The 12,981-nt window shown below is 58.7% G+C and carries 13 protein-coding genes; 5 read left to right on the top strand and 8 right to left on the bottom strand.

Going from position 1 to position 12,981, the window contains the following annotated elements; all coding sequences use genetic code 11:
* Positions 1-55: 55 nt before the first annotated feature.
* The 3 genes from SLH49_RS09785 to SLH49_RS09795 form a co-directional block, all read right to left on the bottom strand.
* Positions 56-1,699: a CTP synthase gene (locus tag SLH49_RS09785; protein ID WP_320268980.1), complete on the bottom strand. Its 1,644-nt coding sequence runs from the start codon at positions 1,697-1,699 to the stop codon at positions 56-58.
* A gap of 159 nt (positions 1,700-1,858) precedes the next feature.
* Complete coding sequence (secG, locus tag SLH49_RS09790) at positions 1,859-2,212, bottom strand: preprotein translocase subunit SecG (RefSeq protein ID WP_320237774.1); 354 nt, start codon at positions 2,210-2,212, stop codon at positions 1,859-1,861.
* A gap of 76 nt (positions 2,213-2,288) precedes the next feature.
* Positions 2,289-2,684, bottom strand: a complete 396-nt coding sequence (locus tag SLH49_RS09795) for a DUF6524 family protein (protein WP_320268981.1) — start codon at positions 2,682-2,684, stop codon at positions 2,289-2,291.
* Between the two features lie 139 nt (positions 2,685-2,823).
* Here SLH49_RS09795 and SLH49_RS09800 point away from each other — a divergent pair, with 139 nt between their 5' ends.
* Both SLH49_RS09800 and SLH49_RS09805 read left to right on the top strand, forming a co-directional pair.
* Positions 2,824-4,116 carry an adenylosuccinate synthase gene (locus SLH49_RS09800; RefSeq protein ID WP_320268982.1) on the top strand — a complete coding sequence of 431 codons (1,293 nt, stop codon included), beginning with the start codon at positions 2,824-2,826 and terminating at the stop codon, positions 4,114-4,116.
* Between the two features lie 5 nt (positions 4,117-4,121).
* Positions 4,122-4,340 carry a DUF2842 domain-containing protein gene (locus tag SLH49_RS09805; RefSeq protein ID WP_320268983.1) on the top strand — a complete coding sequence of 73 codons (219 nt, stop codon included), beginning with the start codon at positions 4,122-4,124 and terminating at the stop codon, positions 4,338-4,340.
* Positions 4,341-4,422: 82 nt separating this feature from the next.
* Here the strand turns inward: SLH49_RS09805 and SLH49_RS09810 are convergent, their stop codons facing one another.
* Positions 4,423-6,240, bottom strand: a complete 1,818-nt coding sequence (locus SLH49_RS09810) for a hypothetical protein (protein ID WP_320268984.1) — start codon at positions 6,238-6,240, stop codon at positions 4,423-4,425.
* Positions 6,241-6,369: 129 nt separating this feature from the next.
* Between SLH49_RS09810 and SLH49_RS09815 the strand changes: the two genes are divergently transcribed.
* Positions 6,370-7,038 (top strand): thiamine diphosphokinase, encoded by a 669-nt coding sequence (locus SLH49_RS09815; protein WP_320268985.1) that lies wholly within the window; start codon positions 6,370-6,372, stop codon positions 7,036-7,038.
* Here the strand turns inward: SLH49_RS09815 and SLH49_RS09820 are convergent.
* From SLH49_RS09820 to SLH49_RS09835, 4 genes are read right to left on the bottom strand one after another with little or no spacing between them, the layout of a single operon-like run.
* Complete coding sequence (locus SLH49_RS09820; protein ID WP_320268986.1) at positions 6,980-7,891, bottom strand: DMT family transporter; 912 nt, start codon at positions 7,889-7,891, stop codon at positions 6,980-6,982. The genes SLH49_RS09815 and SLH49_RS09820 overlap by 59 nt on opposite strands.
* Positions 7,892-7,928: 37 nt before the next feature.
* Positions 7,929-8,420, bottom strand: coding sequence for a DUF6886 family protein (locus SLH49_RS09825; RefSeq protein WP_413785278.1), 492 nt, complete (start codon positions 8,418-8,420; stop codon positions 7,929-7,931).
* Between the two features lie 9 nt (positions 8,421-8,429).
* Entirely contained in the window at positions 8,430-9,803 is a 1,374-nt protein-coding gene (locus tag SLH49_RS09830; protein WP_320268988.1) for an L-serine ammonia-lyase, read from the bottom strand.
* The gene (locus SLH49_RS09835) at positions 9,803-10,489 is read right to left on the bottom strand and encodes a glutathione S-transferase family protein (protein ID WP_320268989.1); all 687 of its coding nucleotides are present in this window, start codon (positions 10,487-10,489) and stop codon (positions 9,803-9,805) included. Before SLH49_RS09835 ends, SLH49_RS09830 begins: the two co-directional genes overlap by 1 nt.
* 215 nt (positions 10,490-10,704) lie before the next feature.
* On the opposite strand from SLH49_RS09835, the gene rpiA reads away from it, so the two are divergent.
* Complete coding sequence (gene rpiA / locus SLH49_RS09840; RefSeq protein ID WP_320268990.1) at positions 10,705-11,493, top strand: ribose-5-phosphate isomerase RpiA; 789 nt, start codon at positions 10,705-10,707, stop codon at positions 11,491-11,493.
* A 45-nt stretch (positions 11,494-11,538) separates the two neighbouring features.
* Positions 11,539-12,978 (top strand): FAD-dependent oxidoreductase, encoded by a 1,440-nt coding sequence (locus SLH49_RS09845; RefSeq protein WP_320268991.1) that lies wholly within the window; start codon positions 11,539-11,541, stop codon positions 12,976-12,978.
* The last annotated feature ends 3 nt before the right edge of the window (positions 12,979-12,981 follow it).

Here is a 12,981-nt window from a genome sequence, read left to right on the forward strand (position 1 = left end):
GATGCGCAACATCGGACACCATGGGCTCGAAGTGGCCATCCGGAGAAGTTACAAACTAGACCAAACGCGATGTCTCAACCGCGGCCCTTACGAAATCTGCGAAAAGGGGATGCGGCGCGAAGGGCTTTGATTTCAGTTCGGGATGGAACTGCACGCCGATAAACCACGGATGGTCTTTCCATTCCACAATCTCGGGCAGTTTGCCGTCGGGTGACATGCCCGAAAACTGCAGCCCGGCCTTTTCCAACGTGTCGCGATACTTGATGTCGACCTCGTATCTGTGGCGGTGGCGTTCCTCGATCGCGGTTGCGCCATAGACCTCTGCCACCTGTGATCCGTCGGTCAGGGTGGCGTTGTAGGCCCCAAGACGCATCGTCCCGCCTTTGTCATCATCGGCCTTGCGGGCGACCTTATGGTTGCCCTGCACCCATTCCTTGAGGTGATAGACGACCGGTTCAAAACGCTTCTTGCCCGCCTCGTGGTCAAACTCCTCGGACCCCGCCTTTTCAAGACCCGCCACGTTGCGGGCCGCTTCGATGACCGCCATCTGCATGCCAAGGCAAATGCCCAGATAAGGGATTTTGCGCTCACGAGCGAATTGGGCGGCCTTGATCTTGCCTTCCGTGCCGCGTTCTCCAAAGCCGCCGGGGACGAGGATAGCGTGAAAGCCTTGCAGGTGTGGGGCGGCATCGTCGTTGTCGAAAAGCTCCGCATCGACCCATTCGATCTGCACCTTGACGCGGTTGGCCATGCCGCCATGGGTCAGTGCCTCGGCAATAGATTTGTAGGCGTCTTCGAGTTGTGTGTATTTGCCGACAATGGCAACCTTCACCTTGCCTTCAGGATTGTGGATGCGGTCAAAAACGTCATGCCAGACATCCAGTTTCGGAGCAGGGGCGGGCGAGATGTTAAAGGCGTCCAGCACAGCCTGATCCAGCCCCTGTTCGTGATAGGCCAATGGCGCCTCATAGATCGACTTAAGGTCATAGGCCGCGACGACGCTTTGTTTGCGGACATTGCAGAAGAGCGCGATCTTCTCACGCTCTTTGTCCGGTATCGGCTGTTCGGACCGGCAGACAAGGATATCTGGCGCAATCCCGATGGATTGCAGTTCCTTGACCGAGTGTTGGGTGGGCTTGGTCTTCAACTCACCCGACGCGGCGAGATAGGGCAGCAGGGTCAGATGCATGAAGATGCACTGGCCGCGCGGTTTGTCATGGGCAAATTGGCGGATGGCTTCAAAGAACGGCAGGCCTTCAATGTCGCCGACCGTGCCGCCGATTTCGCAGAGCATGAAATCAACCTCATCCTCGCCAATCGCGATGAAGTCCTTGATTTCATTGGTCACATGCGGAACCACCTGAATGGTTTTGCCCAGATAATCCCCGCGCCGCTCTTTTTCGAGCACGTTTGAGTAGATGCGTCCGGAACTCACCGAATCCGTTTTGCGGGCTGGCACGCCTGTGAAACGCTCATAGTGACCAAGATCGAGATCGGTTTCTGCCCCGTCATCGGTGACGAATACCTCACCATGCTCGAACGGAGACATCGTGCCGGGGTCGACGTTCAGGTAAGGGTCAAGCTTGCGCAGTCGCACGGAATAACCGCGTGCCTGCAAGAGCGCCCCCAACGCCGCCGATGCAAGCCCCTTTCCAAGAGAGGAGACAACGCCGCCAGTAATAAATATGAAACGCGCCATTGGCAGGGAACTCCCGTGAAAATGTCCAAATCTTGTGGGAAAGCGAAGGTCGAATTTCGCAGTATCACGGGATTTAAGCTCTAGCGGATTCGGACCGCCGAGGCAACCGCTGACCCAACATCATGTTGCTGTTCGTGGCCTTGCGGCCACTTATTGTGGTTATTCGCCCGCTGGGACGAGTGGCGCGTCATCCAGAGATGGCGGCAGGAGGCTGTCCCCAAGCCCAGGCACCGGTGCGCCCTCATCATCCGCCTGAATGCCCAGCCTATCGGTCACGGACGATCCCGCCGTATCGCTCGCCGAAATCAGCGTCAGCGCGATAGACGTGCAGATAAAGGCCGAGGCGAGGATCCAAGTAAACTTGCTCATCGCAGTAGGTGCAGGGCGTCCGCCTGTCGCGCCACCGCCACCGCCGCCCATGCCAAGCCCGCCCCCTTCAGAGCGCTGCAAGAGCACCGTGCCAATCAGGCTGAGCGCCAGGATCAGGTGGATGATGAGAACGACGTTTTCCATAAGGGGCCTTTCAGGGCGTTCGCGAACACGCGGTATCTAAAAGCTGCGCAGACATCCCGCAACCCCCGAAACCCCCTTATTCGTCGATGTCATCCACGTCAGTTTGTCCGGTGAGACGGCGCCGCACGATTGACCAGCTCAATCCAATGGCAAGAACAATCGACAACGCAACGATTGCGATCCAGGTATTTACGGTCGGGTTATCGAGGCTGATAACACCTTGGTCAAAGAGCACCCACAAAAGCGTGCCCACGACGGCAAGGATCAGCACCATCCCGAACACCCCGATAGACCGCAATGTCGCGCGCAGGTAGATGATGTAACCCACCAACAGGATCAGCCCGAAGAGGACGGTCATCGACAGGTTGGTCTCGTAATTATCCAGGCTCCACCGCACGAAGTTCCATGCGGTCGGGTTGTAAGTGGCGGCCAGCAGTACAAAGGCAAAGACCCACCTGATCAGGAAACCCATGATATCCCTCGCGTCTTGTTTGGGCGACCATGGCGAGGTGGTTTGATCCTGTCCAGTCTGCGCGGACCCAAATTTGCGGTTTCGCGCCGGGCATCGCGCCGATATAGGGGGCACGCTGCTGCGAAAGGGGAACGTGTATATGGCAAACGTGGTCGTCGTCGGCGCCCAATGGGGCGATGAAGGCAAAGGCAAGATTGTTGATTGGCTTTCGGAACGCGCAGATGTGATCGCGCGCTTTCAGGGCGGGCACAATGCGGGCCATACGCTTGTCATTGATGGTGAGGTCTACAAGCTGCATGCCTTGCCATCCGGTGTGGTGCGCGGCGGCAAACTCTCGGTCATCGGCAACGGCGTTGTGCTGGACCCCTGGCATCTGATTACGGAAATCGGGACGTTGCGTGAGCAGGGTGTGGCCATCACGCCCGAGACGCTGATGATCGCCGAGAATACGCCACTGATCCTGCCGTTCCATGGTGAGCTTGATCGCGCGCGTGAGAGCCAGAACTCCGTGGCCAAGATCGGGACGACCGGTCGTGGGATTGGTCCTTGCTATGAAGATAAAGTCGGCCGCCGTGTGATCCGCGTGGCTGATCTCGCAGACGATGCGACGCTTGAGCTGCGCGTTGATCGCGCGCTTGTTCATCATGACGCTTTGCGGCGCGGCCTTGGGCTGGGGCCTATTGATCGTGATGCCCTGCTGGCGCAACTTCGCGAGATTGCGCCCGAAACCCTCGCCTATGCCGCGCCGGTCTGGAAGGTGCTGAATGAAAAGCGCAAAGCGGGCAAACGCATCCTTTTCGAAGGTGCGCAGGGTGCGCTGCTTGATATCGACTTTGGCACTTATCCATTCGTGACGTCGTCCAACGTGATCGCGGGGCAGGCCGCAACAGGCGTTGGGATGGGGCCCGGCGCCATCGATTTCGTCCTTGGGATCGTAAAGGCCTACACAACACGTGTGGGCGAGGGGCCTTTCCCGACCGAGCTTGATGACGCCGATGGGCAGCGCTTGGGCGAGCGCGGTCATGAATTCGGCACGACAACGGGGCGCAAACGGCGCTGTGGCTGGTTTGATGCCTGCCTTGTGCGGCAGACATGTGCGACTTCAGGCGTCTCCGGTATCTCACTGACAAAGCTCGATGTTCTTGACGGATTTGAGAAGCTGAAGATCTGCGTGGGATATGAGCTTGATGGGCAGACGCTTGATTATCTGCCAACAGCAGCGGATCAACAGGTACGTTGCACGCCAATTTACGAGGAAATCGAGGGCTGGTCGGAATCGACCGAAGGCGCACGCTCCTGGGCCGACCTGCCCGCGCAAGCGATCAAATATGTGCGCCGGATCGAAGAGTTGATCGACTGCCCAGTTGCCCTAGTTTCCACCTCACCGGAAAGGGAAGACACCATTCTGGTGACAGATCCATTCGCGGATTGAAGGTGATGACGTACAAGGCGCGCAAAAAGCTGGCATTGTTTGTTCTGGTGGTCGGGCTGCCCGTCTACATCGTCATCGCCGTGACGATCATGAGCCAGGCATCACGCTTTCCGCTGGTCGTCGAGTTCCTGATCTACCTTGCCCTTGGGATCGGCTGGGCCTTTCCGTTGAAGTGGGTCTTTAAGGGGATCGGCCAGCCGGACCCCGATCAGGATCGCAACTGATCACCGGCTATCATCGCTTGTCTGTTGCCCAAAAATGAAAAAAGGCGGGGATAACCCCGCCTTCCGTTGCAATGCTTGACGATCAGCCCTGTGCAGCCTGATCACCGGGGCGGAAACGCGTGTCTTCCGCCACCTGAAAACGTCCGTTGTTCAGCTTGATGATCCGGCTTTGACGCAGCAACCGCCCGAACGACCGCAAGCCATCCTCGCGCGTGAATTCATTGGGTGAGGCGGCCTGTACCTTCTTCATCACCTGTGGTCGCGAGAAGTCTTCGTCCCCTTCCACAAAGGCGATGTAAGCGGCAGCGGCTTCCAGCAAGTCGCCCAATTCCGTAGCACCCTGTTGCGCTGCAAACTCGGCAAAGCCGCCTTTGGGCGCGCCACCGGCATCCTTTTGCGCCGCAATTTGCCGCAAGCGGGCCGAGGCCGCATCAAGCGTGGTGGAGGGCTGCTCAACAATCTGCGACGAGACGAGCTTGAGCGGCGCAGGGGCCGCGCTTTCCTCAGGTGCGTCTTCCGCATCGGTTGGCTCATCAGCAACATCGTCGCTCGCGACTTCCTCGACCGGTGTTTCGAGGGTTTCTTCGTCTTCAACAACCTTGTCTTCGGCATCTTCGGCATCGAGCGCGCCAAGGTCTTCGCGGAAGACCTCATTCTTGTCGCGGGCCTGCGCACCGGCATCGCCCAATTGGCGCGCGGCTTCAGTTGCGGCGACGGCAGCCTTTAGCTGTGCGAACGCGTCGCGATGGCGCCGCCCTTCAGGCTCGTTCAAGTGCTCATCGGTCTGCGACATGATGCGCGTCATGCTCTTGTCGACATTATCGAGAACGTTGTCGTGCTTTGAACGTTCGTCCTTCTCCTCAAGGATTTCCTCGATTTCGCGCTGTGCCTCGGCGACCTCTTCCTTAAGGTTGAAATCTCCGCCGTAATCGCCGCCGCGCGAGGGGACTTCCTCGGATGCGGTCAGAACGAGCGGGCCATCCGTCTCATCTGCCGGGGCCGCATCTTCGGCAAGGTCTTCGGGGGCGAGCTGCAGCACGTCATCATCGACACCTTCGTCAAGATCTTCATCGCTTTCGGCAACAAGATCCTCAGCTTCCGCTGCCACATCGTCTTCTTCCTCGGCGAATTCGGCATCAAGTTCAGCCAGCTCTTCTGCGCTGACCGCGTCCTCTTCGTCCTCATCCAGATGCAGCTCGACGCCAGCTTCTTCCGCCGCACGCTCTGCATTGCGTTTTGCCAGATCGGCCAGCCGCTGGGCAAGCGGGTTGACGCCCGCGGCAGGGGCGGCGGGTTGTTCTGGCTCTTCCTGACCGCTCTCTGCTGGATTTCCATTGTCAACAACAGCACGAATACGCTGGAGCCGTGCGGCGACGCTGTCATCCTCGTCAAACGCGTCTTCGGCATCTTCTGCGACGTCATCTACGTCGACCGCATCGACGTCGTTTTCTTCGATCTCGTCGTCCGATCGCAGAACGATTGTGTCATGGACATCATCTAGCGTCTCTTCGGCATCACCCTCGGCTTCCAAAGGTGCGTCGAAATCATCCTCGAGATCGTCGTCGGCAAGATCAAGATCCTCGACATCGGCCATGTCGATCTCTTCCGCCGCGTCATCATCTGCATCCGCCTCGGCATCCGCGACGCGCAGGCTGACGGAATTACCCTCGCCTGTGACCTCGACGGGTTCACCCACTTGCTCTTCGGTCAGGCGCGCCAGTGTGTCCATATCGGGCGCCTGCGGGTCCATATCCATGAAACGCTCATGCCCGGCCAATTCATGAAAATACGACACCACAGCCTTCATGGTTTCGACCGAATCGTCGAATCCTTCCAGCCGGCAAGAAAAGTTGCCATACGACACGGCAAGGATTTTGGGGGAGTCGTCCATGTTTTTCATATACTTTCCATTGGTTTTGGCCGCTGTCCGATGGACATCAATTGGTTCTTAATCGAGAACAGCATGACGTTACCTTCGCGATCATTTTGTGACCGTTTTGGGGAATGCTTGTGAATCAGGATGTAATCGATGATATCGGATATCATTGTTTCCAGCGATAGCCCAGTCTGCTTTGTCGGTGGCGGAGATATTGGCAACGCATCTCTTGCCGCTGATTTTCCAAGCGTTTCAGGCTTTGTGGGCGTTGACGGTGGGGCAGATCATCTGCTTGCGGCGAGGATTTCGCCCGTTGCCGTGATCGGTGACTTCGACTCTCTGTCAGATCGGGCGCGTGCCACATTTTCGGACATCTTGTGCCATGTGGCCGAGCAGGAGACGACGGATTTTGAGAAGGCGTTGATGCGCGTTGCGGCCCCGTCGATCTATGCGGTCGGGTTCACGGGCGGGCGGATCGACCACACGCTTGGCGTGCTCAATGTCATGGCCCGCTATGCAGATCGTCGGGTGCTTTTGGTGGATGACGAAGACGTGTCCCTTGTCGTCGCAAACAGCCTTGAAGGTCTGGTACTACCTGAAGGCACGCGGATTTCATTGATGCCGCTCGATAAAGCGACCGTTTCCGCCACCGGGTTGCGCTGGCCGCTTGATGAGTTTGCAATGCATCCTGCGGGCCGCACAAGCGGATCGAACGCGGCAACTGGTGGTCCGATATCCATTCAGACCAATGGCCCGCTGCTGGTTACGTTGCCGCGGGCGCATCTTGGCTCTGCTGTGACAGCCATCGCTCACGCAAGATAATGTAGAGCCCGGCGCCAATTGTGATGCAAATGCCCAGGGCCGCCAGACCATTGGGCAGGTCCGCGAAAATCAGCCAGCCGATTGCGGTGCCAAAGGGGATTTCGAGATATTGCATCGGCGCAAGCGTGGCCGCAGGGGCAAAACGCAGGCTCCACGTCATGAAAAGATGCGCGAGCGTCCCGATTACGCCAAGGCCCAGAAGCATCGCCCATGTGGTACCTGAAATGGCCATCTCGCTAGCACCTGTCTGCAATCCGCCAAAGATCAGAAACGGCGCCAGAATGATCGTCGCCTGTATCCCGCTGATCGCCTGCAGCTTGATCGGGTCCACAGCACGGGCGATCTTTCGGGTCACCATCATGAAGAGCGCAAAGATCACCGCCACGCCAAGCGGCAAAAGGGCGGGGTAGCCCACTTCGACAAAGTTGGGCTGGATAACCAGCAGAGTGCCGACAAAGCCAACGGCGCACGCCACCATCCGGTGCAGCCCAACATGTTCATCCAACACAAAGTGTCCCAAAATCAACATGATAAAGGGCATCACGAAGGCAATGGCCAAGGCGTCAGCCAGTGGTAGATATTGCAGCGCGCTGAACATCAGACCAATGCCAAGGATGTGCAACACCGTCCGCACAAGGCTCCATCTCAGGACCCGTGGCGGCAAGCCGAACCCCTTGCCTGACCAGATCACCAGCGGTGTAAGAATAGCAGCCTGAATCGCAAACCGCGCCAGTACCAAAAGACCAAGCGCGATTGTACCCCCCAGCAGTTTTGCGATGCTGTCACCCAACGGTGCCAGCACGCAGAATGCGAGCATCAGCATCACACCAAGAAAGGGATGGTCGTTGGTCATCCGCGTACCTTAAGCGTGCTTGCCTGTAACGGAAAGATCAATGCCAATCGCGAGCGTTTTTCAATCTGATCCCGCTGGCATGCAGGCTGGTTTGCCAAACCCGCTTGAGCCGGGCGAGTGTTGGCAAGGGCTGGAGCGCCACATCAGCGCGGGCCAAGGCAGCGGGCAGGCCGCTGATGACGCGCATATGAGTTGGACGCACTGCCTTGTCTGCGACATACATTCCAACATCATCTAACGGGCGAAACGCATCGTCGCGCAACGTGTAGCGGTAAAGCGTGGCGCGCCTGATACGGGACATCCACCTCGTTTCGACAAAGGCCACGCGGCGGGCGCCCTGCAGCCAGATATCCTGATCAACAACGCTGCTGTGCGCCTTGGGCCAGATCAGAATGCGAGGGCAGTCGCGCGGAAAAAGATAGAGAAACGCGTGATCAGGTGCGATCGTCCATACCATTGGCTGGCCCAGGCGCGACGGTCTGGGGGCAAAACAGGTGATATCAGGGTGATCACTGAAATGATAAAGCATCGGCTTGCTTTAGCAGTTCGGTACATTCACTGCGAGTCCGCCAAGCGCGGTTTCCTTGTACTTTTCGCTCATATCAGCGCCAGTTTGGCGCATCGTTTCAATCGCCACATCAAGCGAAACCAGGTGCACACCGTCCCCGCGCAGGGCGAGTGATGCCGCAGAAACGGCCTTGATCGCCCCCAGACCATTCCGCTCAATGCAGGGCACCTGTACCAGCCCTTTAACTGGATCACAGGTCATGCCCAGATGATGCTCCAACGCGATTTCCGCCGCGTTTTCAATCTGTTCCGGCGTTCCGCCAAGAACGGCCGCAAGGCCGGCCGCGGCCATGGCAGAGGCGCTGCCCACTTCCGCCTGACAGCCGCATTCTGCACCGGAAATCGAGGCGTTGAACTTGATCAGTCCACCGATGGCGGCGGCGGTTAGCAAAAACTCTGGCACCTGCGCACTGGTGGCGCCCGGCACATGGTCCAGCCAATAGCGGATCGTGGCGGGCACAACGCCTGCCGCACCGTTGGTGGGGGCGGTAACCACTTGCCCGCCTGCGGCGTTTTCTTCATTCACGGCCATCGCATAAGTCGACATGTAATCGTTGATCGTATGCGGGGCGGTCAGGTTCAGCCCGCGTTCGGCCTGCAGCGCATCATAAATGCCCTTGGCCCGGCGGCGCACCTGCAAACCGCCGGGCAAGATGCCTTCGGTCGTGAGGCCGCGGTCGATACAGGCATTCATCACCTCCCAGATGCGGGCAAGGCCCCGGTCAAAATCGGTATGGCCCATGCGCGAGACTTCGTTCGCCCGCTTCATCTCGGCAATGGTCTTGCCCGCCATCGCGGCCATATCCAGCATCTCTTGCGCGGTATGGAATGGAAACGGCACCGGCGCGCCGGTATCGGTGTCTTTGCCAGCGGCCAGTTCCGCCGCCGTCAGGACAAAGCCGCCACCGATGGAATAATAGGTCACCTCGGTGATCACATCGCCCTGCGCATCGGTACCCCGCAGGATCAGCCCGTTGGCATGACCGGGCAAGGCGGGACCGTAGTCAAACACCAGATCATCCTTGGGGTTGAATTTCAGGGTGCCAAGACCATCTGGTGCGACCGTGTTTTCGGTCTTTATCCGCGCAAGCTCTGCCTCGGCCCTGTCGGCGTCGTAGTCATCGGCGCGAAACCCGGCGAGGCCGAGGATCACGGCACGGTCCGTCGCGTGGCCAACACCTGTAAACGCGAGGCTGCCATGCAATGAGGCGCGCAGGCCTGCCACCTGAAAAGGTTGCGCGCGCAAATGATCAAGAAACCGTGCCGCTGCCACCATTGGCCCAATCGTGTGCGACGATGAGGGGCCGACGCCCACCTTGAACATATCAAAAACCGACAAAAACATCAGACAGCACTGCCTTCCGGCGGATCGCATGGCTGTGGAGCCGAGAATGGCGTAGCCCCTAGCCCTTCGGCGCGGGCCACCCGGATCACCGCCGGGCGCTGCTCTACCCGCTTTGCAAAATCGCGCAGGCGCGGCCAGCGATCCAGATCGTACCAATCCGGCGAGCCGCCATAGATGGCACACCAGCGCAGGAGCGGTCCCAGATAACAGCCGAGCGCGGTGGCGTCCTCCGCGTCAATCCATGCAGCGTTGCGCGCTGTGTTCAAGAGGTCCAGCTTGGCCACAAGGCGCTTGCGGGTGACAATGCGCAGCGGCTCAATGTTGCCCACACTATATTGATTCGGGTAAAACAGCATCCGTTGCGTCGCATGCAGCGTGTTCGACAACCAGAACAGCCATTGCAGCGCATGAGCGCGGTCCGGACCGTCCGGCGGTGGCATCAGTTTTCCGGACCTGTCTGCGAGCCACAGCAGGATGGCCGCCGTTTCAAAGACCGGTCCATGTGGCGTTTCCAGCACTGGGATCAGGCCGTTGGGGTTCAGCGCGAGATAGGCTGCAGATCGCTGCGCCTCTTTGCTGCGATCCACGAGCGTCGTCTGATAGGGCAAACCCAGCTCTTCCAACGCAATCCGCACGCAAAGCGAGGCGTTGTCGGGGGCGTAATGCAAGCGCAAGGTTTCAGTCATGGCGCCACGCTATGATCTCGGCAATGCACAGCTATGCCAAAAGCGACGTCTTGGGCCGCTTTCGCGTTTTCCCGAAAGCGCACGCGCGCAAAAGACTTGGTGCGCTGCCGAAAGACCAGCCAAATTCAAAACCCAATGACGCCAATGAAATTTGGGGTCTCGCACCCGGAAGATAACTTGCCTATAACGCACCAAGCATCTGCCGGAGCCACCCCATGTCCAGTGAATTATCGCCCATTGATACGGCAAAGTTCGTCGCTGCAAAGCAGGCCACCGAATATGTCGAAAGCGGGATGAAGGTGGGCCTGGGCACCGGATCAACGGCGGCCTGGCTTGTGCAATGCCTGGGCGAGATGGTGCGCGATGAGGGGTTGCGCATTAAAGGCGTGCCCACATCGGCCCGGACGGCCAGGCTCGCGCGGCAGGTTGGCATCGATGTGATCACGCTGGATGAGGCGCGATGGCTGGATGTGACCATCGATGGTGCGGACGAGTATGATGAAGATCTTTGCCTGATCAAAGGTGGCGGCGGGGCGCATCTACAGGAAAAGATCGTCGCCACGGCCAGCGAGCGGATGATCGTCATCGCGGATGCGTCAAAAAAGGTCGAACGGCTCGGCGCATTTCCCTTGCCGCTTGAGGTCCTGCAATTCGGCTACCGGACCACGCAGGATCTGATTGCCGAAACCCTGATTGGCATGGATGTGCTGAACCGCGATATCAGCCTGCGGATGAACGGCACCGCGCCCTTCGTGACTGACGAGGGCAACTACATCCTTGACCTGGACCTTAAACGCATCGGCAATCCGCGCCAGCTGAGCCTCGCGCTCAACCAGATACCTGGTGTGGTTGAAAATGGGTTGTTCATTGATATCTGCGACATGGTCATCGTTGGTCACGCCAATGGAAAGGTGGAAGTGACCGATATCACCAACGGCACGAACGAGGTGGTCCGCTTCGACGTGCGCGACGATGACAACATTTTCGTCAATATCGCTGACTGACGCCACCGCCAGATCGGCGCCACATAAGTAAACGGAGCCTGCCACATGACTTTTGACTATGACCTCTTTGTCATCGGAGGCGGCTCTGGCGGGGTGCGTGCGGCGCGGATGGCCGCCGCAACCGGCGCTAAGGTGGCGCTTGCTGAAGAATACCGCATGGGTGGTACCTGTGTGATCCGTGGCTGCGTGCCGAAGAAGCTGATGGTGTTCGCATCGGGCTTCTCGGAGATGTTTGAGGATGCGCGCAGCTATGGCTGGGATTTGGAAGAGGGGCGTTTTCACTGGTCGCGCTTTTCAACGAAACTTAATAACGAGCTCGACCGGCTGGAGGGGATTTACCGCACGCTGCTGGGCGGCTCCAACGTCACGATCTTCGATGCCCGTGCATCGCTGAAGGACCCGCACACGATCACGCTTTCGACCGGAGAAGAGATCACGGCAAAACACGTTCTCGTGGCCACGGGCGGGCGTCCTGTCGTGCCAGAGATGCCAGGGGCGGAGCTTGGGATCACCTCAAACGACATCTTCAATCTGCCGCAAATGCCGCAATCGATCCTGATCATCGGCGGTGGCTATATCGCCTCGGAATTCGCCGGCATCCTGAATGGGCTGGGTGTCAAGGTCACTCAGTTCTATCGCGGTGCGCAGATTTTGCGCGGCTTTGACGATGAGGCGCGCGGGCTGGTCGCCGAAGGCATGCGCGCCAAGGGGATCGAGCTGCATCTGGGCACCAATCTGGTTGAGATGCGCGCGGCGAGCGAGGCCGATCTGGCCGGAGAGCAAAATCATGGTGTGCCGTTAGAGGGCGGTGTGCCCGCGCAATTGCCCCAAAAGGCGGCGGGTCACGGTATCTGGGTCAAGGCCACAAACGGGACCGAAAAAGTCTATGATCAGGTCATGTTCGCAACCGGCCGTGCACCCAATGCAAGTGGCATTGGGCTTGAAGAAGCCGGGGTAGAGATCGGAAGACGCGGCGAAATTGTGGTTGACCACTACAGTCAGACAAGGGTGCCGTCGATCTATGCCATTGGTGATGTAACCAACCGCGTGCAGCTGACACCCGTTGCGATCCGCGAAGGCATGGCCTTTGTCGAAACCGTTTTCAAGGGCAACCCGACACCGGTGGATCATCACCTCATTCCGTCAGCCGTGTTCACCCAACCGGAATTGGGTACAGTGGGCATGACCGAAGAAGAGGCGCGCGAGATTGAGCCGGTTGAGATTTACTGCACCTCGTTCAAACCGATGAACCACGCCTTTGCGGGCCGCGACGACCGCGTCCTGATGAAGCTGGTCGTAAGCAAGGAAAGCCGCAAAGTGCTTGGCTGTCACATCGTGGCGGATCATGCAGGCGAGATGATCCAGCTTGCGGGGATCGCCGTGAAGATGGGTGCGACAAAAGAGGATTTTGATCGCACCGTGGCCGTGCATCCGACCATGGCGGAAGAGCTTGTGACGATGAAGGAACCAATGCGGACCGCTTGATTT

The organism is Cognatiyoonia sp. IB215446 (assembly GCF_033963825.1).
GTDB lineage: Bacteria > Pseudomonadota > Alphaproteobacteria > Rhodobacterales > Rhodobacteraceae > Yoonia.

What these genes read in the sequence shown, in the direction of transcription:
- SLH49_RS09785 (WP_320268980.1), bottom strand. Translation starts at nt 1,699, where the DNA reads ATGGCGCGTTTCATATTTATTACTGGCGGCGTTGTCTCCTCTCTTGGA.
- secG (WP_320237774.1), bottom strand. Translation starts at nt 2,212, where the DNA reads ATGGAAAACGTCGTTCTCATCATCCACCTGATCCTGGCGCTCAGCCTG.
- SLH49_RS09795 (WP_320268981.1), bottom strand. Translation starts at nt 2,684, where the DNA reads ATGGGTTTCCTGATCAGGTGGGTCTTTGCCTTTGTACTGCTGGCCGCC.
- SLH49_RS09800 (WP_320268982.1), top strand. Translation starts at nt 2,824, where the DNA reads ATGGCAAACGTGGTCGTCGTCGGCGCCCAATGGGGCGATGAAGGCAAA.
- SLH49_RS09805 (WP_320268983.1), top strand. Translation starts at nt 4,122, where the DNA reads ATGACGTACAAGGCGCGCAAAAAGCTGGCATTGTTTGTTCTGGTGGTC.
- SLH49_RS09810 (WP_320268984.1), bottom strand. Translation starts at nt 6,240, where the DNA reads ATGAAAAACATGGACGACTCCCCCAAAATCCTTGCCGTGTCGTATGGC.
- SLH49_RS09815 (WP_320268985.1), top strand. Translation starts at nt 6,370, where the DNA reads ATGATATCGGATATCATTGTTTCCAGCGATAGCCCAGTCTGCTTTGTC.
- SLH49_RS09820 (WP_320268986.1), bottom strand. Translation starts at nt 7,891, where the DNA reads ATGACCAACGACCATCCCTTTCTTGGTGTGATGCTGATGCTCGCATTC.
- SLH49_RS09825 (WP_413785278.1), bottom strand. Translation starts at nt 8,420, where the DNA reads ATGCTTTATCATTTCAGTGATCACCCTGATATCACCTGTTTTGCCCCC.
- SLH49_RS09830 (WP_320268988.1), bottom strand. Translation starts at nt 9,803, where the DNA reads ATGTTTTTGTCGGTTTTTGATATGTTCAAGGTGGGCGTCGGCCCCTCA.
- SLH49_RS09835 (WP_320268989.1), bottom strand. Translation starts at nt 10,489, where the DNA reads ATGACTGAAACCTTGCGCTTGCATTACGCCCCCGACAACGCCTCGCTT.
- rpiA (WP_320268990.1), top strand. Translation starts at nt 10,705, where the DNA reads ATGTCCAGTGAATTATCGCCCATTGATACGGCAAAGTTCGTCGCTGCA.
- SLH49_RS09845 (WP_320268991.1), top strand. Translation starts at nt 11,539, where the DNA reads ATGACTTTTGACTATGACCTCTTTGTCATCGGAGGCGGCTCTGGCGGG.